General features: G+C 66.4%; 18 protein-coding genes. 6 read left to right on the forward strand and 12 right to left on the reverse strand.

What is annotated here, in order from left to right; genetic code table 11:
• The first annotated feature begins 19 nt into the window (after positions 1 to 19).
• Positions 20 to 937 (forward strand): transcriptional regulator MetR, encoded by a 918-nt coding sequence (metR, locus tag TQ98_RS20215; protein ID WP_044871392.1) that lies wholly within the window; start codon positions 20 to 22, stop codon positions 935 to 937.
• 21 nt (positions 938 to 958) lie between these two features.
• Here metR and TQ98_RS20220 read toward each other — a convergent pair whose 3' ends face one another.
• The 4 genes from TQ98_RS20220 to TQ98_RS20235 form a co-directional block, all read right to left on the reverse strand.
• Entirely contained in the window at positions 959 to 2,299 is a 1,341-nt protein-coding gene (locus TQ98_RS20220) for a TolC family outer membrane protein (protein WP_044871393.1), read from the reverse strand.
• Between the two features lies 1 nt (position 2,300).
• Entirely contained in the window at positions 2,301 to 3,644 is a 1,344-nt protein-coding gene (locus tag TQ98_RS20225) for an HlyD family type I secretion periplasmic adaptor subunit (RefSeq protein ID WP_044871394.1), read from the reverse strand.
• A 6-nt stretch (positions 3,645 to 3,650) separates the two neighbouring features.
• Positions 3,651 to 5,387 (reverse strand): type I secretion system permease/ATPase, encoded by a 1,737-nt coding sequence (locus tag TQ98_RS20230; RefSeq protein WP_044871395.1) that lies wholly within the window; start codon positions 5,385 to 5,387, stop codon positions 3,651 to 3,653.
• 593 nt (positions 5,388 to 5,980) lie between these two features.
• Complete coding sequence (locus tag TQ98_RS20235) at positions 5,981 to 6,622, reverse strand: TetR family transcriptional regulator (RefSeq protein WP_044871396.1); 642 nt, start codon at positions 6,620 to 6,622, stop codon at positions 5,981 to 5,983.
• 202 nt (positions 6,623 to 6,824) lie between these two features.
• Here TQ98_RS20235 and TQ98_RS20240 point away from each other — a divergent pair, with 202 nt between their 5' ends.
• The 5 genes from TQ98_RS20240 (at position 6,825) to TQ98_RS20260 (ending at position 14,165) form a co-directional block, all read left to right on the forward strand.
• Entirely contained in the window at positions 6,825 to 7,967 is a 1,143-nt protein-coding gene (locus TQ98_RS20240; protein ID WP_044871397.1) for an efflux RND transporter periplasmic adaptor subunit, read from the forward strand.
• A 12-nt stretch (positions 7,968 to 7,979) separates the two neighbouring features.
• Positions 7,980 to 11,114 carry an efflux RND transporter permease subunit gene (locus TQ98_RS20245; RefSeq protein ID WP_044871398.1) on the forward strand — a complete coding sequence of 1,045 codons (3,135 nt, stop codon included), beginning with the start codon at positions 7,980 to 7,982 and terminating at the stop codon, positions 11,112 to 11,114.
• The gene (adeC, locus tag TQ98_RS20250; RefSeq protein WP_044871399.1) at positions 11,111 to 12,544 is read left to right on the forward strand and encodes an AdeC/AdeK/OprM family multidrug efflux complex outer membrane factor; all 1,434 of its coding nucleotides are present in this window, start codon (positions 11,111 to 11,113) and stop codon (positions 12,542 to 12,544) included. The genes TQ98_RS20245 and adeC overlap by 4 nt, the downstream gene beginning before the upstream one ends.
• Positions 12,545 to 12,847: 303 nt before the next feature.
• The gene (locus tag TQ98_RS20255) at positions 12,848 to 13,144 is read left to right on the forward strand and encodes a hypothetical protein (protein ID WP_044871493.1); all 297 of its coding nucleotides are present in this window, start codon (positions 12,848 to 12,850) and stop codon (positions 13,142 to 13,144) included.
• A 292-nt stretch (positions 13,145 to 13,436) separates the two neighbouring features.
• On the forward strand, positions 13,437 to 14,165 hold the full coding sequence (locus TQ98_RS20260; RefSeq protein WP_044871400.1) for a transglutaminase-like cysteine peptidase: 729 nt from the start codon (positions 13,437 to 13,439) through the stop codon (positions 14,163 to 14,165).
• A gap of 5 nt (positions 14,166 to 14,170) precedes the next feature.
• On the opposite strand, the gene TQ98_RS20265 is transcribed toward TQ98_RS20260, so the two are convergent.
• The 8 genes from TQ98_RS20265 to TQ98_RS20300 all read right to left on the reverse strand — a co-directional run bounded on the left by TQ98_RS20265 (position 14,171) and on the right by TQ98_RS20300 (position 22,299).
• A complete protein-coding gene (locus TQ98_RS20265; RefSeq protein WP_044871401.1) occupies positions 14,171 to 15,730 on the reverse strand; it encodes a FadD3 family acyl-CoA ligase in 1,560 nt (519 codons plus the stop codon).
• Positions 15,727 to 16,845 (reverse strand): alkene reductase, encoded by a 1,119-nt coding sequence (locus TQ98_RS20270; RefSeq protein WP_044871402.1) that lies wholly within the window; start codon positions 16,843 to 16,845, stop codon positions 15,727 to 15,729. Before TQ98_RS20270 ends, TQ98_RS20265 begins: the two co-directional genes overlap by 4 nt.
• The gene (locus tag TQ98_RS20275) at positions 16,845 to 17,471 is read right to left on the reverse strand and encodes a nuclear transport factor 2 family protein (protein ID WP_044871403.1); all 627 of its coding nucleotides are present in this window, start codon (positions 17,469 to 17,471) and stop codon (positions 16,845 to 16,847) included. Before TQ98_RS20275 ends, TQ98_RS20270 begins: the two co-directional genes overlap by 1 nt.
• A gap of 14 nt (positions 17,472 to 17,485) precedes the next feature.
• Positions 17,486 to 18,250, reverse strand: a complete 765-nt coding sequence (locus TQ98_RS20280; protein ID WP_103103023.1) for an SDR family NAD(P)-dependent oxidoreductase — start codon at positions 18,248 to 18,250, stop codon at positions 17,486 to 17,488.
• Between the two features lie 3 nt (positions 18,251 to 18,253).
• On the reverse strand, positions 18,254 to 19,075 hold the full coding sequence (locus tag TQ98_RS20285) for an SDR family NAD(P)-dependent oxidoreductase (protein ID WP_044871406.1): 822 nt from the start codon (positions 19,073 to 19,075) through the stop codon (positions 18,254 to 18,256).
• Between the two features lie 11 nt (positions 19,076 to 19,086).
• On the reverse strand, positions 19,087 to 19,914 hold the full coding sequence (locus TQ98_RS20290; RefSeq protein ID WP_044871407.1) for an SDR family NAD(P)-dependent oxidoreductase: 828 nt from the start codon (positions 19,912 to 19,914) through the stop codon (positions 19,087 to 19,089).
• 40 nt (positions 19,915 to 19,954) lie between these two features.
• Positions 19,955 to 21,037: a Rieske 2Fe-2S domain-containing protein gene (locus tag TQ98_RS20295; RefSeq protein ID WP_044871408.1), complete on the reverse strand. Its 1,083-nt coding sequence runs from the start codon at positions 21,035 to 21,037 to the stop codon at positions 19,955 to 19,957.
• 287 nt (positions 21,038 to 21,324) lie between these two features.
• Positions 21,325 to 22,299, reverse strand: a complete 975-nt coding sequence (locus TQ98_RS20300) for a hypothetical protein (RefSeq protein WP_044871409.1) — start codon at positions 22,297 to 22,299, stop codon at positions 21,325 to 21,327.
• Between the last annotated feature and the right edge of the window lie 11 nt (positions 22,300 to 22,310).

Here is a 22,310-nt window from a genome sequence, read left to right on the forward strand (position 1 = left end):
TCTCATGGAAGGCCCTCCCATGCTCGAGTTGCGCCATCTCAAGACCCTGCACGCCCTGCGCGAAGCCGACAGCCTGGTGGAAGCCGCCGATCGCTTGCACCTGACTCAGTCCGCCCTCTCCCACCAGTTCAAGGAACTGGAGGAGCGCCTCGGCATGCCGCTGTTCGTGCGCAAGACCAAGCCGGTGCGCTTCACCAGCGCAGGCTTGCGCCTGTTGCAACTGGCCGACAGCGTGCTGCCGCAACTGCGCAGTGCCGAACGGGACATGGCGCGCCTGGCTGGGGGCACCGCCGGGCGGCTGCACATGGCCATCGAGTGCCACAGCTGCTTCCAGTGGCTGATGCCCACCATCGACCAGTTCCGTGACGCCTGGCCGGAAGTGGAACTGGACCTGGCCTCGGGCTTCTCCTTCGCCCCCCTGCCCGCCCTCGCCCGCGGCGACCTGGACCTGGTGGTGACCTCCGACCCGGTGGACCTGGCCGGCATTACCTATGTGCCGCTCTTCACTTACGAGGCCCTGCTGGCTGTGGATAACCAGCATGCCCTGGCGGGGAAACCCTTCATCGTTCCCGAGGACCTGGCCAGCCTGACGCTGATCACCTACCCGATCGAGCGCGATCGCCTGGACATTTTCACGCGCTTCCTCGAACCGGCGGACGTGGAGCCAGCCCAGGTCCGCACCTCGGAACTCACGGTGATGATGATGCAACTTGTGGCCAGCGGACGCGGTGTCTGCTGCCTGCCCAACTGGGCGCTGCACGAGTACAGCTCGCGGGGCTATGTGACCGCCAAACGCCTGGGGGAAAAGGGCCTGTATTGCACCCTGTATGCGGCGATTCGCGCCGATATGCTGGATGCGCCGTTCATGCGCGACTTCCTGCTGACGGCGAAGGACACGTCGTTTGCGACGCTCGAAGGGGTGAGTGCGGCGCGGTGAACCGCCCCTCCCCACCCACCCTCACGGATGCATCGGCAGCGACGGTCCCAGGTAGGCATTGGCCTGCTGGATGTCATCCTCGCCCAACGCCCCCACCGCCGCCGCCAAACGCAAGCGGGACAGCAGGTAGCGCAGCTTGGCCTCCAGCAGGTCGCGGCGAGCGATGAAGTTCTGCTCCTCGGCGTTGAGGATGTCCAAGTTGGTACTGGTGCCCGCCTGGAAGCCCTTGCGCGCCGAGTCCTGGGCGCGTTCGCTGGACACCACCGCCTTCTCCAGCGCCCTCACCCGCTGCTCGCCGCTCTGCACCCCGCGAAACTCGCGAGTGGTGCCGGACAGCACTTCCTCGCGGCTGGAATTCAACTGGTCGTTGGCCAGTTCGCGGTTGGCCGCAGCCTGGCGCACCTGGGCGTTGGTGGCGCCACCGGCGAAGATGGGCATGCGAAACTCCACACCCACCGAGCCGTATCGGTTCGTCTCGTTCCGGGTAGACACCGAGTCGCTTTCCGCGTCATTGTAGGCGGCAACGAAATCCAGGGTCGGCCAGTGTCCCGCCTTGGCCCGGTTCACCTCTTCGTCGGCAATATCCACGCTGCGACTGCGGGCGATGATCGTGGGGTTGTTCGCCTTGGCGTCGCTGATCCAGTCCTGCAGGCTCGGCGGCTCCAGGGGTGGCGTGGGGAATTCGGTGCGCAGGGTGGCCATTTCCTCCGGCACCACCCCCAGCAGTTCCTGCAGCAGGCGCCGGGCCACCAGCAGGTTGTCTTCGGCCTCGATCAACTCGGCCTGGGCCAGGTCGCGCCGGGCGGATGCCTGGTCGACATCGATCACCGTACCGTCGCCCAGCTCGTAACGCCGCTTGGCCGCCATCACCTGCTGTTCCAGGTTCTTCAGCTTGACCCTGGCCAGGTCGATGGTTTCCAGCGCCAGCAATACCGAGAAGTAGCGGGTGGCAAGGCTCACCGCCGACTCCTGGGTCTTGGCGTCGAATACCGCGTCACTGAACAGGGTCCGATCCTTTCCCTGGCGGTACTCGGCCATGCGCTGCTTGTTGAACAGTGGCTGGCGCAGCTCCACGACTCCGCCCTGGGAGTCGTACTTGAGGTCGCTTTCTATCGTGCGCCCCAGTACGTCCTGTTCAGAGGTGCCGTCCACCCGCTTCCAGTACGCGGTAGCGTTGATGTTCGGCAGCAGGCCCGCCTTGCCCAGTTCCTTGTACTCCTGGCCTGCCTGGCGCTCGTGCACCGAAGCGAGGTAGGTGGGGCCCTGGTTCTGGTAGACGTCCCAGGCTTGCGTGAGGTCCATGGCCGTCACGGGCAGGGCGACGGCTCCGAGGAAACCGGCTAAGGCCATCCGGGCTCTCATGTCACTGCTCCTTGAATGCGTTACCGACGCGGCCCATCAGCGGTTTCATCAGGTAGCTCATCAGGCTACGTTCGCCGGTCTTGATGGTCACGGTAGCGGGCATGCCCGCGCGGATATTGTTCGGACCGAGCATCTTCATGCCCTCTTCCGTTACTTCTACCTGTGCCAAGTAATAGGGCTGTTTGCTGGCTTCGTCCACCAGGCGGTCGGCAGCCACCGTCAGCACGCGACCGGGAATGTTCGGCGTCTGGGCGTGGTTGAAGGCCGGGAAGGTGATATCCACAGACAGGCCGGGAACCATCTTGTCGATGGCCTGCACCGGCACCTGGGCATCCACCTGCAGCGGTTCCTTGTCCGGCACCACGTCCATGATCCGCGCGCCAGGCTGGATGACGCCGCCGACCGTGGCAATGTTCAGGCCCAGGACGATGCCGTCGATGGGAGAACGGATCACGGTGTTTTCCACCTGGTAGTCCACCGAGCGCAGGCGTTCGGCCAGGGAGGTGACTTCCTTCTGCACGTCGGTCAGCTGGGACTCCACTTCCTTCTGGAAGTCCTGCTCGCGCTGGAGGATGCGCAGCTTGAGTTCGGCGATCTGATTGCGGGTGCGGCCGATGTCCGCGACGTTCTGCGCCATGGAGCCGTTCAGCTCGGAGGCGTTTCGCTCCAGCTCCAGCATGCGGTTGCGCGGGATATAGCCTTCGGCCGCCAGGCTCCGTACGCCATCGAGCTCCTGACCCAGGAACTTCGACTGGCTGGCGCGGGTAGCCTGCACCTGGCGCAGGCCCTTGAGCTGCTCTTCGGCACCATTGAGGTTCTCGTGGAGGATGCTGATTTCACCCAGCAATGCCTTGCGCCGGGTATGGAACAGCCGCTGCTGCAGGGCGATGGATTCCTGCAGGCGCGGATCGCCGCCGAAGCGCTCCAGCAGTGCCGGGGCGAAGGTCACGGTATCGGCACCGTCGCGCTCGGCCATCAGGCGGTCTTCCACCGTCTTGGCGACGATGTACTGGGAGCTCAGGGCGCCCTGCTCGGCGATCGCCTGGGTCGGGTCCAGGCGCACCAGTTCCTGGCCGGCGCGTACCTTGTCACCCTCGCGCACCAGGATGGCATCCACTTCGCCGCCGGTGAGATGCTGCACCGTCTTGCGAGCGTTGGTCACATTGACCGTGGCGTTGGCCACCACGCCGGCATCCAGCGGGGCCAGCACGGCCCAGACCAGGAAGCCGCCGAACCCGGCCAGCACCATCCAGACGCCCCAACGGGCCGGACGGATGTCGTCCGTGTCCACCGGCGTCGGTTTGTCGACCCGTACCAGGGCCTTGCTTTCGCTTGCCGCTTGCATGATCGATTACTCCTTAGCCCGCATCGACGCCAGGTTGGGTGTGCCCACCGAGGGCATGACGCTGGCCTGGCGCAGCGCCGCGAAGACTTCTTCGCGAGGACCGAACAACTGCATGCCGCCGTCGCGCAGCAGCAGGACCTTGTCCACCGTGCCGAGCACGCTGGGCCGGTGGGAAATCAGGATCAGCGTCTTGCCGCGCTTCTTCAGGTCGAGGATGGCTTCCACCAGCGCCGCCTCGCCGACGTCGTCGAGGTTGGCGTTGGGTTCGTCGAGCACGATCATCGAAGGGTCGCCATAGATGGCGCGGGCCAGCGCGATGCGCTGTTTCTGCCCACCGGACAGCGGGCTGCCGTCCACGCCCAGGGGCGTGTCATAGCCCTTCTCGAAGCGCAGGATCATCTCGTGGACCCCGGCGCGCTTGGCGGCCAGGATCACTTCTTCGCTGTTCAGTTCGCCGAAGCGGGCGATGTTGTCGGCGATGGTGCCTTCGAAGAGTTCGACGTCCTGGGGCAGGTAGCCAATCCAGGGGCCGAGTTCTTCCTTGTTCCACTGGAAGATGTCGGCGCCATCCAGGCGCACCTTGCCCGACTGCGCCGGCCAGACACCCACCAGCAGGCGGGCCAGGGTGGATTTGCCAGACGCGGACGGGCCGATGATGCCAAGAGCCTCCCCGGCAGGCAGGGCGAAGTTGATACCGCGCAGGATGGCGACCCCGCCACCAGGAGCAGAAGTGGAAGCCTGCTCGACCGCCAGTGTGCCCTGCGGCTTGGGCAGGGCCATGGATTCGTTACGTGCCGGGAAGTCCTGCAGCAGCTTGCTCAGGCGCGCCCAGGAGGCACGGGCGGACAGCAACTGCTTCCACACCCCGATGGCCTGTTCCACCGGCGCCATGGCGCGGCCGCTGAGGATGGAGCTGGCGATCATCATCCCCGAGGTGATCTCACCCTTGATCGCCAGCAGGGCACCGGCGCCGAGGATCAGCGACTGCAGGCTTACCCGCACGAAGCGGCTGGCCCCGTTGATGAAGGCGGCGCGGTCAGAGGCCTGGGTCTGCTTCTCGAGGATCTTCTGGTGGCTGCCATACCAGCGGTCGCGAATGGCCGGCAGCATGCCCATGGCCTCGATCACTTCGGTATTGCGCAAGTTGTTGTTGGCGAAGGTGCCGGAAGCCATGGCCGCCTGGTTGGCCTCCATCAGCGGGCCACGCGTCAGCACTTCGGTGAGCAAGGCCAGGCCGAAGAGGATGGCCGACCCCACCAGGGTGATGACACCCAGCAGCGGGTGCACCAGGAAGATCACCAGCAGGTAGATCGGCGTCCACGGCGCATCGAAGAAGGCGAACAGGCCGTTGCCGGTGAGGAACTGGCGGACCAGGGCCAGGTCCTGCAGCGCCTGGGCCGGGTTGCCGCCGGCGCGCCGCAGGTTGCGCTCGAAGGAGGCGTTGAAGATGCGTCGGTTCAGGCTCATGTCCAGGCGGTTGCCGAGGCGGATCAGCACGGTCGAGCGCACCACCTCCAGCATCGACATGAGCACGTAGAGCCCAAGCATCAGCACCGTCAGCATGAGCAGGGTGGTGATGTTGCTGCTCGCCAGCACGCGGTCGTAGACCTGCAGCATGTAGAGCGCGGGCGCCAGCATCATCAGGTTGATGACGCCGCTGAAGCCGCCGATCACATAGAACGTGTGGCGCAGGCGGTTCAGGGCTTCGGACAGCTCGGATCGGGGCTGCGAGAAATTCTTCATCTCGTCGACGCTCCATCGGCGGAAGGTTGGATTGGGTCGTGCATGACCATTCTTATCGTTGAATCCGCAGAGCGTTTCGGCACCAGCCCCCGCGGCAACCTCTCAACAGGCTTAGCCAAGGGTGCTCCCGTCCGCCAGCCGGAATCCCGTGCCAGCGGACGGCTGAGGAACTTAGCCCGACCAACGCGACAGCGGGCGTCTCGATAGGCATTCGCGTTAGCGCTGAAAACCCGCTCCAGAGGCTCTGGATTGGGCCATTCCCCAGGTCGTGAGCCGTGCGGGCGCCTGCCATGCGACGCTTTTCCGCCAGATTCAACGTCAATTGCCTGACGCGTGGTGTCGAGCTGATTCCGGGACGGGAGATAGCGCATCGGTCCGGGCCCCATCAGGCCTTGGGATAAAGGACAGATCTCCGCTGTGCTTCGTTTGAGTGCGCTGCATAGGACTCACACATGGTGGCGCCGCTGGGGGTCCATTGCGGCGGCAGGTGGGATGGCGATCCGATGAGGCTTTTTGCCAGCATTCCGGACTGGCGCGGATTCTTGCGCGTCCGGATGGGCGGACGCAAGGAGTGATCGCCGATCGGAGCTGACTCAGGCGTTCGCCGTGCGCAAGGCCGGGCTGAAGCGCAGCATGTCCATCAGGCTGTCCACCAGGTCCTCCGCCTCTTGCGCCAGCGAATACCCGGCGGGGGTCAGCAGCCAGTTGGTCTGGACGCCTTCCACATAGGCATGGACGCAGATGGCGGCGCGGCGGCAGTCCAGCCCGGCAGGCAATTGGCCGCGACTCACCGCATTGCGCAGGGCCTTGGCGATGCGCAGATCGCACTCGCTGCTCAGGTCCTGCATCTTCTGCCGCAGGTCCCCCAGCTCCTCGGTGTATTCCACCTTGTGCCGAAGGATTTCGTGGATGCGACGGCTCTGGGGGTCCAGCTCCACGCGCCGGAGCAGGCCCACCAGTAGCTGGCGCATGCGCCCGAGGGGATCGGGCTCATCCGCGCTCTCGCTGGCCCGGGCCAGTTCCTCCAGGGGCATGTGGATGCGCTCCAGCATCGCCTGGAACAGGTCCGTCTTGTTCTCGAAATGCCAGTAGATGGCGCCCCGGCTGACACCGGCGGCGGCGGCGATTTCCGCCAGCGAGGCACGGGATACGCCTTTTTCGTGAAACACCCGCTCGGTCGCGTCGAGAATCTGCACGCGGGTCTCTTCGGCTGCCTCTTTGGTACGTCTGGCCATTCGCCTCGGGCCCTATCTGATTGCTCTCAAAGGAAAAATCCCCCGTCTCACGTAACGATTTCTGACATCGGCCTAGGAAGATTCAATTTACAAACATTCACGCATGTAAGTATATTCTTACGCCTCCGCAAGAATCCAGAACCTGCCCTGCGCCAAGCCATCTCCCAGTGGCTGCACTCAAGAAATGACGAGGTCCCTTCAGATGCCCATGAAGCCAGCCTTTGCCGCCTTGGTTTCCGCCATCGCTCTGGCCACCCTCAGCCTTGCCGGCTGCCAGGAAGCCTCAGCTCCACCCCCCGCACCGGCGCCCAAGGTCGGCGTCGTCACCCTCCAGCCCCAGAGCTTCACCCTGACCGCCGAACTCCCCGGACGCACCAGTGCCTATCGCATTGCCGAGGTACGCCCGCAGGTGAACGGCATCATCCAGAAGCGCCTGTTCACCGAAGGCAGCGAGGTCAAGGCCGGCCAGCAGCTCTACCAGATCGACCCCGCCGTCTACACCGCCACCTTCAAGAGCGCCCAGGCCAGCCTGGCGTCGGCCCAGTCCCTGGCGGCGCGCTACAAGGACCTGGTCACCGACCAGGCCGTGAGCAAGCAGGCCTACGACGAGTCCCAGGCGGCACGCCTGCAGGCCGAGGCCAATCTGGAGAAAGCCAAGATCGACCTGCGCTACACCAAGGTAATGGCCCCCATTTCCGGCCGCATAGGCCGCTCGGCGGTCACCGAAGGCGCCCTGGTGAACAACGGCCAGACCCTGGCCATGGCCACCATCCAGCAGTTGGACCCGATCTACGTCGATGTCACCCAGTCCACCAAGGACCTGCTGCGCCTGCGCCGGGAAATGGCTGAAGGCCAGCTGGAAAAGGCGGGCGACAGCGGTGCCAGAGTCTCCCTGCTCCTCGAAGACGGCAGCGAATATCCCCACAAGGGCAGCCTGGAGTTCTCCGAAGTCTCGGTTGACGAAGGCACCGGCTCGGTGACCCTGCGCGCGGTCTTCCCCAACCCGGAACACACCCTGCTCCCGGGCATGTTCGTCCACGCCAGCCTGAGTTCCGCGGTGAAGCAGCAAGCCATCCTCGCGCCGCAGCAAGGCGTGACCCGCGACCTCAAGGGCCAGGCCACCGCCCTGGTGGTGAACGCCGAGAACAAGGTGGAACTGCGCCACCTCAAGGCCGAACGTGCCGTCGGTGACCGCTGGCTGGTCAGCGAAGGCCTCAACCCCGGCGATCGCCTGATCACCGAAGGCCTGCAGTTCGTCCGTCCTGGCGTCGAGGTCAATGCCGGCCCGGCGACCAACGTGGCCGCCCAGAAGCCCGCGGGCGACAGTCTGGCCAAGAGCCACTGAGGAGCTCACTAGATGTCGAGATTTTTCATCGATCGCCCGATCTTTGCCTGGGTGATCGCGCTGGTGATCATGCTTGCCGGCGCCCTGTCCATCCTCAAGCTGCCGATCAACCAGTACCCCAGCATCGCCGCGCCGGCGGTAGGCATCCAGGTCAGCTACCCCGGCGCCTCGGCGCAGACGGTGCAGGACACCGTGGTGCAGGTCATCGAGCAGCAGCTCAATGGCATCGACGGCCTGCGCTACATCTCCTCGGAGAGCAACTCCGACGGCAGCATGACCATCACCGCCACCTTCGAGCAGGGCACCAACCCTGACATCGCCCAGGTGCAGGTGCAGAACAAGCTCCAGCTGGCCACCCCGCTGCTACCGCAAGAGGTCCAGCAGCAGGGCATCCGTGTGACCAAGGCGGTGAAGAACTTCCTGCTGGTCATCGGCGTCGTCTCCGAAGACGGCAGCATGGACAAGAACGACCTGGCCAACTACATCGTCTCCAACATCCAGGACCCGATCTCGCGGACCAAGGGCGTGGGCGACTTCCAGGTGTTCGGCGCCCAGTACGCCATGCGCATCTGGCTGGACCCGGCGCGGCTGAACAACTACCAGCTGACCCCGGTGGACGTGAAGACCGCCATCCAGTCGCAGAACGTGCAGATCTCCTCCGGCCAGCTCGGCGGCCTGCCCGCCTCCCCCGGTACCCAGCTCAACGCCACCATCATCGGCAAGACCCGCCTGCAGACCCCCGAGCAGTTCGGCGCCATCCTGCTGAAGGTGAACCGCGACGGCTCCCAGGTGCGCCTGCGTGACGTGGCGAAGATCGAGCTGGGCGGCGAGAACTACAGCATCAGCGCCCAGTTCAACGGCAAGCCGGCGTCCGGCATGGCGATCAAACTGGCCACCGGCGCCAACGCCCTGGACACCGCCAAGGCGATCCGCGCCACCATCAAGGAACTGGAGCCCTTCTTCCCCGCCGGGATGAAAGTGGTCATGCCCTATGACACCACCCCCGTGGTCTCCGCCTCCATCGAAGGCGTGATCCACACCCTGGGCGAGGCCATCGTCCTGGTGTTCCTGGTGATGTTCCTGTTCCTGCAGAACTTCCGCGCCACGATCATCCCCACCCTGGCCGTGCCCGTCGTACTGCTGGGCACCTTCGGCGTGCTGGCGATGTTCGGCTTCACCATCAACACCCTGACCATGTTCGCCATGGTGCTCGCCATCGGCCTGCTGGTGGACGACGCCATCGTGGTCGTGGAAAACGTCGAGCGGGTGATGGCCGAAGAAGGCCTCTCGCCCCTGGAAGCCACCCGCAAGTCCATGACCCAGATCCAGGGCGCCCTGGTGGGCATCGCCCTGGTGCTGTCGGCGGTGTTCCTGCCCATGGCCTTCTTCGGTGGTTCCACCGGCGTGATCTACCGGCAGTTCTCCATCACCATCGTCTCGGCCATGGCCCTGTCGGTGCTGGTGGCGCTGATCTTCACCCCGGCCCTGTGCGCCACCCTGCTCAAGCCCATCGACAAGGGCCACCATGAGAAGCGCGGCTTCTTCGGCTGGTTCAACCGCACCTTCGACCGCAGTGTGAAGAGCTACGAAAGCGGCGTGCGCGGCATCCTCCAGCGCAAGGCGCCGTACCTGCTGCTCTATGTGGCGATCATCGTCGCCATGGGCTGGCTGTTCACCCGCATCCCCACCGCCTTCCTCCCCGAGGAAGACCAGGGCGTGCTCTTCGCCCAGGTGCAGACCCCGTCCGGCGCCAGCGCCGAGCGCACCCAGGTGGTGGTGGACCAGATGCGCGAATACCTGCTGGAAAACGAAAAGGACACCGTGAAATCCGTGTTCACCGTGACCGGCTTCAACTTCGCCGGCCGCGGCCAGAGCTCGGGCATGGCCTTCATCATGCTCAAGCCCTGGGAAGAGCGCACGGCCGAAGGCCAGAGCGTGTTCGACCTTGCCCAGCGTGCCCAGAAGCACTTCTTCAGCTTCCGCGACGCGATGGTCTTCGCCTTCGCCCCGCCGGCGGTGATGGAGCTGGGTAACGCCACCGGCTTCAACTTCTTCCTGCAAGACCGCGCCGGCATCGGCCACGAAGCCCTGAACGCCGCCCGCGACCAGTTCCTCGAACTGGCGGCGAAGAACCCGGTGCTCAACCGCGTGCGCGCCAACGGCCTGCGTGACGAGCCCCAGTACCAGTTGCTGATCGACGACGAGAAGGCCCGTGCCCACGGCGTCTCCCTCGCCGACATCAACAACACCGTGTCCATCGCCTGGGGCGCCAGCTACGTCAACGACTTCATCGACCGTGGCCGCGTGAAGAAGGTCTACCTGCAGGGTGAACCCGAAGCGCGGATGAACCCGGAAGACCTGAACAAGTGGTACGTGCGCAACGACCAGGGCCAGATGGTGCCGTTCAGTGCCTTCGCCAGCGGCGAGTGGACCTATGGCGCGCCCAAGCTCGCCCGCTACAACGGCGTGCCGGCGGTGGAGATACTCGGCGAGGCGGCTCCGGGCCACAGCTCGGGTGAAGCCATGGCTGCGGTGGAAGAGATCGCCAAGCAGCTGCCGGCCGGTGTCGGCTACTCCTGGACCGGCCTCTCCTACGAGGAACGCCTGTCCGGCTCCCAGGCCCCGGCCCTCTACGCGCTGTCGCTGCTGGTGGTGTTCCTCTGCCTGGCGGCGCTCTACGAGAGCTGGTCGATTCCGTTCTCGGTGATGCTGGTGGTCCCGCTCGGGGTGATCGGCGCGCTGATGTTCACCAGCCTGCGCGGCCTGTCCAACGACGTGTTCTTCCAGGTCGGCCTGCTGACCACCATCGGCCTTTCGGCGAAGAACGCGATCCTCATCGTCGAGTTCGCCAAGGAACTGCACGAACAGGGCAAGAGCCTGTTCGACGCCGCCGTGGAAGCCTGCCGCATGCGCCTGCGCCCGATCATCATGACCTCGCTGGCGTTCATCCTCGGCGTGGTGCCCCTGGCCATCTCCAACGGCGCCGGTTCCGGCAGCCAGCACGCCATCGGTACCGGCGTGATCGGCGGCATGTTGACCGCCACCGTCCTGGCCATCTTCTGGGTGCCGCTGTTCTACGTGCTGGTCGGCTCGCTGTTCAAGGACAAGGCGAGCCGCGCCGCAATCAAGAAGGAGGCCCTGCAGTGAGGCGTTCCCTGATATCCCTGGCCATCGCCGCGACCCTGCTCGGTGGCTGCTCCATGATCCCCGACTACCAGCGCCCGGAGGCGCCGGTGGACGCCGCCTGGCCCGCGGGCGAGGCCTACAGCCAGAACCAGGCGCAGGTGAGCACCGCCGCCGCCGACCTGGACTGGCGCGACTTCTTCCAGGACCCGGCGCTGCGTCAGCTGGTGCAACTCGCCCTGGACAACAACCGTGACCTGCGCACCGCCGCGCTCAACGTCGAGGCCTATCGCGCGCTCTATCGCATCCAGCGCTCCGAGCTGTACCCCAGCCTCTCGGCCGACGGCGGCGCCACTCGCCAGCGCATGCCGGGCGTCATGAGCCAGAGCGGCGAGGCCGACACCAGCAGCACCTACAGCGCCACCCTCGGCACCAACGCCTGGGAACTGGACTTCTTCGGCCGCCTGCGCAGCCTCAATGAGCAGGCGCTGGAGCAGTACTTCGCCACCGAACAGGCGCGCCGCAGCACCCAGATCAGCCTGGTGGCCGCCGTGGCTACCGCCTACCTCGACTGGCAGGCGGACCAGGCCCTGCTGCAACTGACCCGCGACACCCTGAAGACCTATCAGGAAAGCTACGCCCTGACCCAGCGCAGCTTCGACGTGGGCGTCGCCGATGCCCTGGCCCTGAGCCAGGCGCGCACCGCCGTGGAAAGCGCCCAGGTCAGCCTGGCGCAGTACAGCCGCCTGGTGGCCCAGGACCGCAATGCCCTGAACCAACTGGTGGGCACCGGCCTGCCGGCCAACCTGCCGAAGGGCCTGGCCCTGGACGACGACCTGTTGGCCGAAGTGCCGCCGGGCCTGCCGTCCGACCTGCTGCAACGCCGACCGGACATTCTCCAGGCGGAACACCTGCTCAAGGGTGCCAACGCCAACATCGGCGCGGCGCGCGCGGCCTTCTTCCCCAGCGTCAGCCTGACCGCCAACGCCGGCAGCATGAGCAATGAACTCTCCGGACTGTTCGACGCCGGCTCCGGCAGCTGGCTGTTCCAGCCGAGCATCAGCCTGCCGATCTTCACCGCCGGCCGTCTTGAGGCCAACCTCGACTACAGCGAGCTGCAGAAGAACATCCAGGTGGCGCAGTACGAGAAGGCCATCCAGGTCGCCTTCCAGGAAGTCGCCGACGGCCTCGCCGCCCGCACCACCTACCAGCAGCAACTGGGCGCCCAGCGCGCCCTGGTGACCACCACCGAGGAGTACTACCGCCTGGCCGAGCGTCGCTACCGCACCGGTGTCGACAGCTACCTGACCCTGCTGGACGCCCAGCGTCAGCTGTTCAGCGCCCGCCAGCAACTGATCGGCGATCGCCTCAACCAGTTGGCCAGCGAGGTGAACCTGTACAAGGCCCTCGGCGGTGGCTGGAAAGATCAGGGGGAAACCGCCCCGAACGCGTGATCCGCGATTCCCCACGTCTCATGGAGGAGGCATCCACGCGGCGCCCCTGCCCTTCTTGGCGGGGGCGTTTTTTTGGTGCGCCAGAATTGCCGGGGAGAACGATGTCTCCGCCCATCCTTCCAGGAGGCGGAGTCCCCAAACAAGCAGAGCCGTCGGAAATACCCATGCCAGTCAGAGACTTGCATCTGCCCGCCGGTCCATTTTTTCGCCATCCGTCAGCTTGTCGTCGCGGGCTGTAACAAAGGCCGATCCTAGTTATCCAGCTCGTAAGGGGAACGAGTGGGGGAACAAGAGGACACGATGATGAAATCGACAATCAACATGACGACCCTCAGCGGCCTGTTTCTGGCCCTGGCGGTGACAACGGCTCCGAGCCTGGTCCTTGCGGAAAATGGAAGCGCTTATCTGGACCAGTACCGCATACGTCAGCAACAGCTACAGATGAAGGAGGGCTCCAGCGCAAGCTTCACCCGGATGGTCGAGGAACAACCGACTGCAGCCGGTGCACGGTATCAGGACGACGAAATGCAGTCCGTTGGAAGGCAAACACCGAAGTACCAATCGCTGATCCATCAGCAGAAGGTCGAGTACGGGAAATAACCCGGAATGACCGCCCGTCGGTTGCGCCCCCATCCGCGCACCCGGCGGGTAGCCAGCCCCCGCACTTTCCGACAACCGGCGCAACCGCGCAAAACCCCGTTCCAGAGCCATCCCGCTTTTGCCGGGGACAGCCGTCCCTGCCGCGCGTCTCCTGCTTCTTGCGGTGAATCCCGCACTGCCTCTAGTGTGCGCTCGTCCCTGCCTGGCGAAGGTGCCTTTGCCAGTACTCCGCTCAACGGATTGATTGACCGCTGAACCCGGCCCCGGCCGCTTTCCCTGGAGAGTCAACCCGTTGCAGAAGCCTGCCTCCCGCCGCTTCGGCGCGTCCCTGTCCTGGCAAATGTTCGCCATCACCGCCCTCTGCGGCAGCCTGCTGCTGGGTGCCACCGATGCCAAGGCCTCCTGGAGCCTCGACCCGGTGCTGCGCAAGGCGGAAAAGCGCTACGGCCGCAGCGGCCCGGCCAAGGATCGCCTCCAGGCCTGGCACGACCTCCTCGAAGGTAATCGCCAGAAGTCCGAACAGCAGCAGCTGCAGGCGGTCAACCAGCAGATCAACCAGCAGGTCCGCTTCAGCGACGACAGCGCGCTGTGGCAGCGCCGCGACTACTGGGCCACCCCCGTGGAAACCCTGGCCAAGGGTGCCGGTGACTGCGAGGACTTCGCCCTGGCCAAGTACTTCACCCTGCTCCAGCTCGGCGTCGATCCGCAGAAGCTGCACATCTCCTACGCCCGCGCGCTGAAGCTGAACCAGGCGCACATGGTGGTGACCTACTACGAAACCCCGGACGCCGATCCCCTCGTGCTGGACAACCTGGTGGACGCCATCCTCCCCGCCTCCCAGCGCAAGGACCTCGCCCTGCGCTACGCCTTCGATGCCCAAGGGCTATACGCGATGGAGCACGGCACGCTGAAGCGCATCGGCGAACCCGCCGAACTACGGCCCTGGCAGGTCGTTCTGACGCGAATGGAACGCGAAGGCTTCCGCCTCGCGAGCGCGCAGCTCCAGCCCGCCGGCGGCTGAGGCCGTCAGCGCAGCGCCCCCTTGAGCACCTTGCCCGCCGCATTCATCGGCAGTTGGGCCACCACCTCGACACTGCGCGGCACCTTGTAATTGGCCATGCGCTCACGGCTCCAGGCGATCAGCTCGTCCGCCGCGAGCACCGCCCCCTGGCGCGGGATCACGAAGGCCTTGCCAACCTCCCCCAGACGCTCGTCCGGTACGCCGATCACCGCCGCCTGCGCCACCGCCGGATGCTCCATGAGCAGGCGCTCGACCTCGGCCGGATAGCAGTTGAAGCCGCCGACGATGTACATGTCCTTGAGGCGGTCGGTAATCCGCAGGTAGCCGCGCGGGTCGAGCACGCCGATGTCGCCGGTATGCAGCCAGCCCTGCGCATCGATAGCCTCGCGGGTCGCCTCCGGGTCGTTGAAGTAGCCCTGCATCAGGTTGTAGCCGCGGATCAGCACTTCCCCCGGCTCGCCCGTTGGCACTGGAACTCCGCGATCATCCACGCAACGCACCTCGATGCCGTCCAGTGGCCGTCCACAGGTTCCAGCGACCGTCAGTGCATCATCGCCGGGCCGGCAGACGGTCGTCAGGCCACAGCTTTCCGTCAGCCCATAGGCCGTGACCACGCTGGCAAACCCCAGCTCCTCGCGCATCCGCTCCACCAGCACCGGCGGCACCGAAGCCGCCCCGGTAACCGCGACGCGCAGCGAAGACAGGTCGAAATCCCCCCGCTGCGGATGGTCCAGCATGGCGGAGTAGAGGGCGGGAGGACCCGGCAGAAAACTCACCCGGTCCCGCTCGATGCAACGCAGCACCGCCTCGGCCTCGAAGGTCCGCGCCGGCAGGATGGTCGCCCCCCGGATGAGCGCGGCGAGCCAGCCGGCCTTGAAACCGAAGCTGTGGAAAAACGGGTTGACGATCAGGTAGCGATCACCGCTGTGCAGCCCGACGATCTCGCTCCAGCTGTCGAACAACCGCAGGTTCTGCCCATGGGCACAGAGCACCCCCTTCGGATACCCCGTGGTGCCGGAGGTGAACATCAAGTCCGACAGGCTGTCGCCGTCGAGGCCATCGATCCGCTGTTGCAGGTCTTCTTCGGATAGCTGCCCGGCCAGGGCGAGAAAGTCCTGCCAGGTCTGATCGCCTTCCCGCGCCTGTTCCAGGACGATCCTGTGCCGCAGGCCATCCAGCGAATGCTCCGCCAGCAGCACCGGGTAATAGCTGCCCAGAAACTCGCCAATGCTGAACAGCACCCGCGCGCCGCTACGCCTGAGGATATCCGCCGCCTCCCCGCCCTTCATGCGCGTACTGAGGGGCACCAGCACCGCCCCGGCCATCAGGCTGCCCAGGGCCGCCACCAGCCACTGATGGCTGTTCGGCGCCCAGATCGCGACCCGCTCACCCGGTTCGAGGCCGAGCGCCAGCAGCGCCCGGCCGGCCGTCCGGCTGAGCTGCTCCAGCTCGGCATAACTGATCCGTACCGCGCCTTCTTCGATGGCGATGTGCGGCCCATGGCGGCGGGCGGACAGCGCCAGGGCGGCGGGAATGGTGCGCGCAATGGCGGCGGGTGGAGTCATGGGCGACCCTCTTGCGAATTGTCGGTTGCGCCCAGGGCCGGATAGTCGGTGTAACCGCGAGCCCCCGGGGTATAGAGCGTGGAACGGTCGAACCCGGCAAGTGCCTGCCGCTCGCGCAGCCGTGCCACAAGATCCGGGTTGCCGATGAAATGGCGCGCGAAGGACACCGCCTCCCCCACACCGTCCGCAACGGCTTGGGCGGCACTGCCCCCCTCGAAGCCATCGTTGAGAATCAGCGGGCCGCTGAAATGCCGACGCACCAGGGCAAAGGCATCCAGGCCTGGCTGCGGTGAGCGGCTGACCTGGACGTAGGCCAGGCCCAGCGGGTCCACCGCCTCCAGCAGCGCGCCGTAGGTGGCGGCGGGATCGTCGTCCTGCATGTCGTTGTAGGGATTGCCGGGGATGATCCGCAGGCCGACCCGGCCCGCGCCGATCGCCCCGGCCATGGCCTCCAGTGTTTCCACCGCGAAGCGGATGCGGTTGGTCAGCGAGCCGCCATAGCCGTCCTGGCGCTGGTTGCTGCCCGCCAGGAGGAACTGCATCGGCAGATAACCGCTGCTGCAGTGCAGCTCCACACCGTCGAATCCCGCTGCACGGGCATTCAGTGCCGCCTGCCGGTACGCCTCGATCACCCTGACGATCTCCGCGCTTTCCAGGGCGCGCGGGACGTCCATCGGCACCATGCCGTGGCTGTCGCTGTACAGGCTGCCCTGCGCGGCAATGGCCGACGGCGCCACGGTGTCGGCATCGACGGCCTTGTTGTGTCGACTTGCGACCCGCCCCACGTGCATCAATTGCAGGACCGTACTCGCCCCGCCGCGCTCGCGCACACGCCCGGTCACCCGGCGCCAGGCGTCGATCTGCCCGGCCGTGACGATGCCCGGCGTGCGGCAATACCCCTTGCCTTCAGGGCTGGGATAGGTGCCCTCGGCAATGATCAGGCCGGCGTCCGCGCGCTGGCCGTAGTAGGCCGCGTGCAGTTCGCTCGGCGCGTCGAAACCGTCGGCGCGGCTGCGGGTCATGGGTGCCATGACAATGCGGTTGGCCAGGCGCAGCTCGCCCAGTTGCACCGGTTCGAACAGGCGGTCGAGGGTGGCGGATTCGACACGGGCCATCAGCGCACCCTCACCCGGGGTGCGGCCGAACCGCGCCGCATGCGTTCCAGGAAGGCGTCCAGCGGTGCCGGCTCGGCCACTTCCGGCAGGGCATCACCCGGCTTTTCGCTCCAGAAGGTCTTCCAGCTCGGCCACAGCTCATGCCAGGAGCCGTCGTAGGGCTCGCGGCCCGGCCAACGCATCTTCTTCTCGCCGATGGGCGGCTTGTTCAGGTCGCTGGCGTAGAGGTAGCACGGCAGGCGCCGGCGGAAGAACCAGCGTCCATCGATGCGCTGGTAGTCGTCCCAATAGAGCATCTGCATGATCACCCACTCGGGGCCGGCCTCGTGCTCGTTCTTCGAATAGACCACGCCACAGGCGTTGTCCGGGTCCTTGAACTCGATGATGTGGCCGCCGATATGGTGCGAGGTGGTGCTGAACTGCAGGCGCAGGGTGTCGTCGATCCAGGCCTTCAAGTGAGCGCGGCCGACCTTGTCCTGGCCGACCTTGATGTCTTCAGGGAACAGCCCGACCCAGGCGTCCAGGTCACGCATGTCCAGGGCCAGCGCGTACTTGGCCGGAAGCATGCGGATTTCCTCCAGCGATTCCAGCCGGTCCAGCCGCGCCTGCAAGGTTTGCTCGTTCATGGCGATCTCCCGGATCAGCGCTGCGAGGAAATGTTGCCGCCGTCGACGACGATCTCGGCGGCGTTGATGTAGCTGGCTTCGTCGGACAGCAGGAAGCGCACCACCCGGCCGATCTCCTGCGGCTGGCCCAGGCGGCCAAGGATGATCCGGCGCTCGAAATGACCGGGCCGCGCCGCGGCGATCGGCGCCACCATCGGCGTGAGGATCTGCCCCGGCGAAACCGAATTGACGCGAATGCCATCGGCGCCCAGGGCGTCGGCCAGGGAACGCACCATCGACAGCATGCCGCCTTTGGAGGCGCTGTAAGCCGGAATCAGCCCGTTGCCGAGGGTGGCGTTGATCGAGGCGATGCCGACCACCGCAGAACCCGGATGGGACCGCAGGTCCGGCAGCATGGCCTGCACCAGCAGCGCCATGGCGCGCAGGTTGACGTTCAGCACCAGGTCCCAGCGCTCCGCCGTGAGCTGTTCCAGGCCGCTCTGATCGACCACGCCAGCGGCATGCACGAGGGCGCCCGGCGCACCCAGCTCGGCGCGGGTAAGGTCCAGGGCTGAATCGATGGCCGCCGGATCGCGCAGGTCGATGCCCACACCCAGGCAGGGCACGCCGTACTGCTCGGCCAGACGCGCCGCCACGGCCTGGGCCTTGTCGGCCTGCAGGTCCCAGATGGCCACCGGGCGCTTCACGGCCGCCAGCGCCTCGGCAGTGGCCTCACCGATACCGGAAGCACCGCCAGTCACCAGCACCGGGCTGGCTGGAACATTCAGTTGGATATCCATGGGTCACGCCTCGCTCAGGGCCGATCTGATTTCAGTGGAAGTCGCCGAGGTGTAGTCGCTGGCGCCGACGTTGAGTTCGCTGGTCTTGCCGCCATCGACCACCAGGGTCTGGCCGGTGATGTAGGAGGCTTCGTCCGAGGCCAGGAAGAGGATGGCGTTGGCCACTTCCTCGGGCTCGCCGATGCGCTTGAGCGGAACCGACCGCGCGGTGCCGGCGGCCATCTCTTCGCTGCGCATCGCCTCGCGGGTGCCTTCGCTCCAGACCACGCCCGGAATCACCACGTTGACCCGGATGTTTTCGGGGGCGCCTTCCAGTGCCGCCGCGCGGCTGAAATTGACGACGCCCGCCTTGGCCGCGCCGTAGGCGCTGAGACCGGGGCTGCCGAGCAGGCCCACCACCGAGCCCATGTTGACGATGGAACCGCCCTTGCCCTGCATCACGCGCATGGCCGCGCGGGTGCCGAAGAAGGCCACGTCCAGGCTGCCGCGCAGGCTCTTGTGCCACTCCTCGGTGGACAGCCCCACCAGCGGGCCCCAGGTGTAGTTCACCGCGTTGTTGACCATGATGTCGAAACGGCCGAAGCGCTCCAGGGTCTTGCTCACGGCGCGATCCACGGCCTGTTCGTCGGTGACGTCGGTCTGCACCCAGTCGGCCTCCCCGCCCTGCTTGCGAATCTGGGCCACCACCGCCTCCAGCGGCGCCTGGCGGCGGCCGCAGACCATCACCCTGGCGCCCTGGGCGGCGAACAGCCGCGCCGCCGCCGCACCGATCCCCGTACCGGCGCCACTGATCAGCGCCACCTTGCCTTGCAGTCGTCCACTCATGGGAAGTCCTCTCAGAGCATCATCATGCCGCCGGCGGCGGCGAGGGTTTGTCCGGTAAACGCACTGGCTTCGTCGCTGGCCAGGAACAGGCAAGTGCGGGCGATTTCGTCCGGCTCCAGCAGGCGTCCCAGGGGAATGGCGCGTTCCAGGGCCTGCTGCCATTCGCGAGAGATCGACTGCATCATCGGCGTGCGGGTCGGCCCCGGGCAGATGGTGTTGACGCGGATTCCGCGCGGGCCGAGGTCCCGCGCCAGGCATTTGCCCAGGCCGATCACCGCGGCCTTGGATGCGCAGTAGGCCGCCGGCCCTTCGCCGCTGAGCGCGGACAGGCTGGCGATGTTGATGATCGAGCCGCGCCGGCCGCTGGCGATCATCAGGCGCACCGCCGCACGGCTGCAGTAGAAGGTGCCGCCCAGGTTGATATCGACGATGCGCTGCCAGCCGGCATCGGTCAGGTCGACGACCATGTCGGTGAACACGTCGGGCTCGACACCCGCCGCCAGCTGCTCATTGCGGCGCGCCAGCCGCTGCTGGTACTGGTCGAAGCCATCGCCTGGCACCTGGCCGATGCCGGCGTTGTTGACCAGCACATCGAGGCAGCCGTAACGCGCCTCCACCTCGGCGAACAATCTCGCCACCGCCGCGCTGTCACCGATGTCACAGGCCCTGGCAAGACTGCTCTCGCGCGTTGCCAGTTCGGCGACCGTGCGCTGCGCCGCCGCCTCGTCGATGTCCACCACCACCACGCTCGCCCCTTCGGCAGCGAACAATGCCGCCGTGGCGCGCCCCATTCCCGATCCTGCGCCGGTAACCAGCGCGACCTTGCCTTCGAGCCTCATGTCCCGTCCTTCCGTTTCTTGTTGTTCTCAAATGCCCAGCTCAGATCAGGTGCAGTTGGCTGCGGGCCTGTTCGGGCACTTCGGCGAGCTGCTGCCAGACACCGCCCTTGCACTCGAATACCTTGCGGGTCGGCACAGGCAGGTCGGCAACGTCGGTGTAGAACTGCTCGTACCACTCGCGCAGCTGGTACACCGGGCCATCCCCCTCGCAGAGAATCGGTTTGTCGATGCGGGTCTTGCTGTGCCAGATCTCCACGTCCTGGAAGAAGGACTTGTGCGCCTGCCCGGCATAGCCTTCGGCGATGGCCAGGTTCTGCGCCTCGGACAGCCCCGGCTGCTTGCGCACCTTGATGGCGTAGCGCAGCTCGAAGCTGTTCTGGTCGATCGGCACGTGGCAGTTGAGCAACAGTGAGTCGAGGGTCTGCTCGCCGGCCTGCGCGCTCATGCGGGTGATGTGGTAGGCGGGGCCGAAATAGGCGCTGTCCGCGCGCAGACCGCTGCCCAGCAGCTCGCTGTCCTCGCCCTGGAACATCTGGTAGCCCCGATGCCCGTCGAAGGTGTTGCAGAAGTAACTGGCCGGCGAGCCATGCACCGGCCCGAAATGCGCGAAGTCGGCGAGGTTATCCACCAGTTCGCGGCAGTTCGTCTGGATGACCATCTTGCGCATCATCCACTCCGTCCACTCGGACGAATAACAGGCCTCGATGCGCGGCACCTCCACCTCGGGGTCCGGCGCATTGCCCTCGGGGTCGTTCCAGACGTACAGCAGCTGGTTCTTCTCCAGCGTCGGCCACGCCTTGACCCGCGCCCGCAGGGGCACGCGCTTGCAATAGGGAATCGACACGCACTTGCCGTCGCTGCCCCACTTCCAGTGATGGAACGGGCACACCACGGCATCGCCCTCCACGTGCCCACTGGCGAGGTCCGCGCCCATGTGCGGGCAGTAGCCGTCGAGGATGTGCATCGCGCCATCTTCGCCACGGAATGCCACGAGGCGGGTGCCAAAGATGTTCAGTGGGTGAGGCTTGCCGTCTGCGTAATCGGCGACCAGGCCGAGGCAGTGCCAGCCTCGGGCGAAGCGCGGCGCGGATACGCCGCCTTGAAGGGGAGTCGACTGTTCCATGCTGATCTCCTGACAGGGGATGGATGTCGACTCGAACTATTCTCCATCCCCGATTCCCGGACATCCTTGCCCGGGACTAGCCCACGCGGGTTAGGTCCGGCAGGAGAGACGCACCATAACGCTTCACCGGTCCACCATCGGCGTACGGCATGGCAAGGACGGTGGAAATAAAAAGCGATTTCCACCCTACGGCACTGTGCCCAAACACGGGTGCGCACAGCGCACCCTACGGGATGGTCCTTGCACAGGCTCCACCGTAGGGTGTGCCGCGCGCACCGAGAGCGGGGCTACAGGACCGGCTTGGGATACGCCTCGAGGAACTGCCCGGCGAAACGCTCGACGGCTTCGGCCGGCAAACGATTGATCCCCGCTGCGCGCTTGCGCCCTCCCCCGGTGGCGAACCCCCGGCAGAAGGCATCCGCCTCCAGGCTGGCGGTGGCCGGCACCCGCAGGCTGAACATCCAGTCACCGTCCGTCCTGACACTCAGCAGACCCAGCGCACGCCCTGGGTCGCGGGCGGCCAGCTGGTTCGCCAGCACGCCGCTGACCCGCCGGGCCCAGGGCTCGGCCGGCAAGCGGTAGAGGGTCGCCCCACGCCCCGCCTGCCAGGGCTCCAGGCTGGCCGCATGTGCCATATCGGCGGCGTGCCCGGCGCGCAGGCGGGCGAAGCTGGGGCTGTTGCGGATGAAGTCGAGCGGGTCCTGATACGGCAGCAACTCGGCGGCCAGGGCCACCGGCTCGAAATGCAGGTCGGCCAGGCTGTCGCCGTAGGCGTTGTAGTTCAGCAGCAGGCCCAGCTCTTCGAGCGCGCGGATATCCGCTTCCTCCAGCCCATGACGCGCGGCCAGCAACCGAGCCGGCCCGGCCATGCCATCGCCGAAGGCCGCCGCCACCGCCCAGCGGTGGAATCGCCCGTCCAGGAAGCGATCCACCAGCAGGCTGGTGCAGACATCCGCAGCGGTGTCGATGTAGGACTCGAAGCCGGGATGGTCCGGCAGCTCCCCGGCGAAGTGGTGGTCAAAGTAGCGGACACGCCCGCCCGCGCCGAGAATCCGCGCCGCCTCGGCGCGGTTTTCCTCGTGGGAGACGTCGAGCACCGTCACCCGCTCCCCGGCTGCGGCCTGCACCCGTTGCAGCAAGGCAATGTCACGCTTCACCCCGCTGACCAGGCGCACATCCGCCGCCAGTTCGCCCGCGAGGCGCAGTTGCTGAAGCGCGCAGAGTCCGTCCGCATCGCCGTTGAAAGCACAATGATCGAGCATCGTCGTCTCCC

This window comes from Pseudomonas sp. LFM046, assembly GCF_000949385.2.
Taxonomy (GTDB): Bacteria; Pseudomonadota; Gammaproteobacteria; order Pseudomonadales; family Pseudomonadaceae; genus Metapseudomonas.

Coding starts and splice junctions, on each gene's coding strand:
- TQ98_RS20300 (WP_044871409.1), bottom strand. CDS start 22,299: ATGCTCGATCATTGTGCTTTCAACGGCGATGCGGACGGACTCTGCGCG.
- TQ98_RS20295 (WP_044871408.1), bottom strand. CDS start 21,037: ATGGAACAGTCGACTCCCCTTCAAGGCGGCGTATCCGCGCCGCGCTTC.
- TQ98_RS20235 (WP_044871396.1), bottom strand. CDS start 6,622: ATGGCCAGACGTACCAAAGAGGCAGCCGAAGAGACCCGCGTGCAGATT.
- TQ98_RS20270 (WP_044871402.1), bottom strand. CDS start 16,845: ATGGCCCGTGTCGAATCCGCCACCCTCGACCGCCTGTTCGAACCGGTG.
- TQ98_RS20220 (WP_044871393.1), bottom strand. CDS start 2,299: ATGAGAGCCCGGATGGCCTTAGCCGGTTTCCTCGGAGCCGTCGCCCTG.
- TQ98_RS20265 (WP_044871401.1), bottom strand. CDS start 15,730: ATGACTCCACCCGCCGCCATTGCGCGCACCATTCCCGCCGCCCTGGCG.
- TQ98_RS20275 (WP_044871403.1), bottom strand. CDS start 17,471: ATGAACGAGCAAACCTTGCAGGCGCGGCTGGACCGGCTGGAATCGCTG.
- TQ98_RS20240 (WP_044871397.1), top strand. CDS start 6,825: ATGCCCATGAAGCCAGCCTTTGCCGCCTTGGTTTCCGCCATCGCTCTG.
- metR (WP_044871392.1), top strand. CDS start 20: ATGCTCGAGTTGCGCCATCTCAAGACCCTGCACGCCCTGCGCGAAGCC.
- TQ98_RS20245 (WP_044871398.1), top strand. CDS start 7,980: ATGTCGAGATTTTTCATCGATCGCCCGATCTTTGCCTGGGTGATCGCG.
- TQ98_RS20285 (WP_044871406.1), bottom strand. CDS start 19,075: ATGAGTGGACGACTGCAAGGCAAGGTGGCGCTGATCAGTGGCGCCGGT.
- TQ98_RS20280 (WP_103103023.1), bottom strand. CDS start 18,250: ATGGATATCCAACTGAATGTTCCAGCCAGCCCGGTGCTGGTGACTGGC.
- TQ98_RS20225 (WP_044871394.1), bottom strand. CDS start 3,644: ATGCAAGCGGCAAGCGAAAGCAAGGCCCTGGTACGGGTCGACAAACCG.
- TQ98_RS20255 (WP_044871493.1), top strand. CDS start 12,848: ATGAAATCGACAATCAACATGACGACCCTCAGCGGCCTGTTTCTGGCC.
- TQ98_RS20230 (WP_044871395.1), bottom strand. CDS start 5,387: ATGAAGAATTTCTCGCAGCCCCGATCCGAGCTGTCCGAAGCCCTGAAC.
- TQ98_RS20290 (WP_044871407.1), bottom strand. CDS start 19,914: ATGAGGCTCGAAGGCAAGGTCGCGCTGGTTACCGGCGCAGGATCGGGA.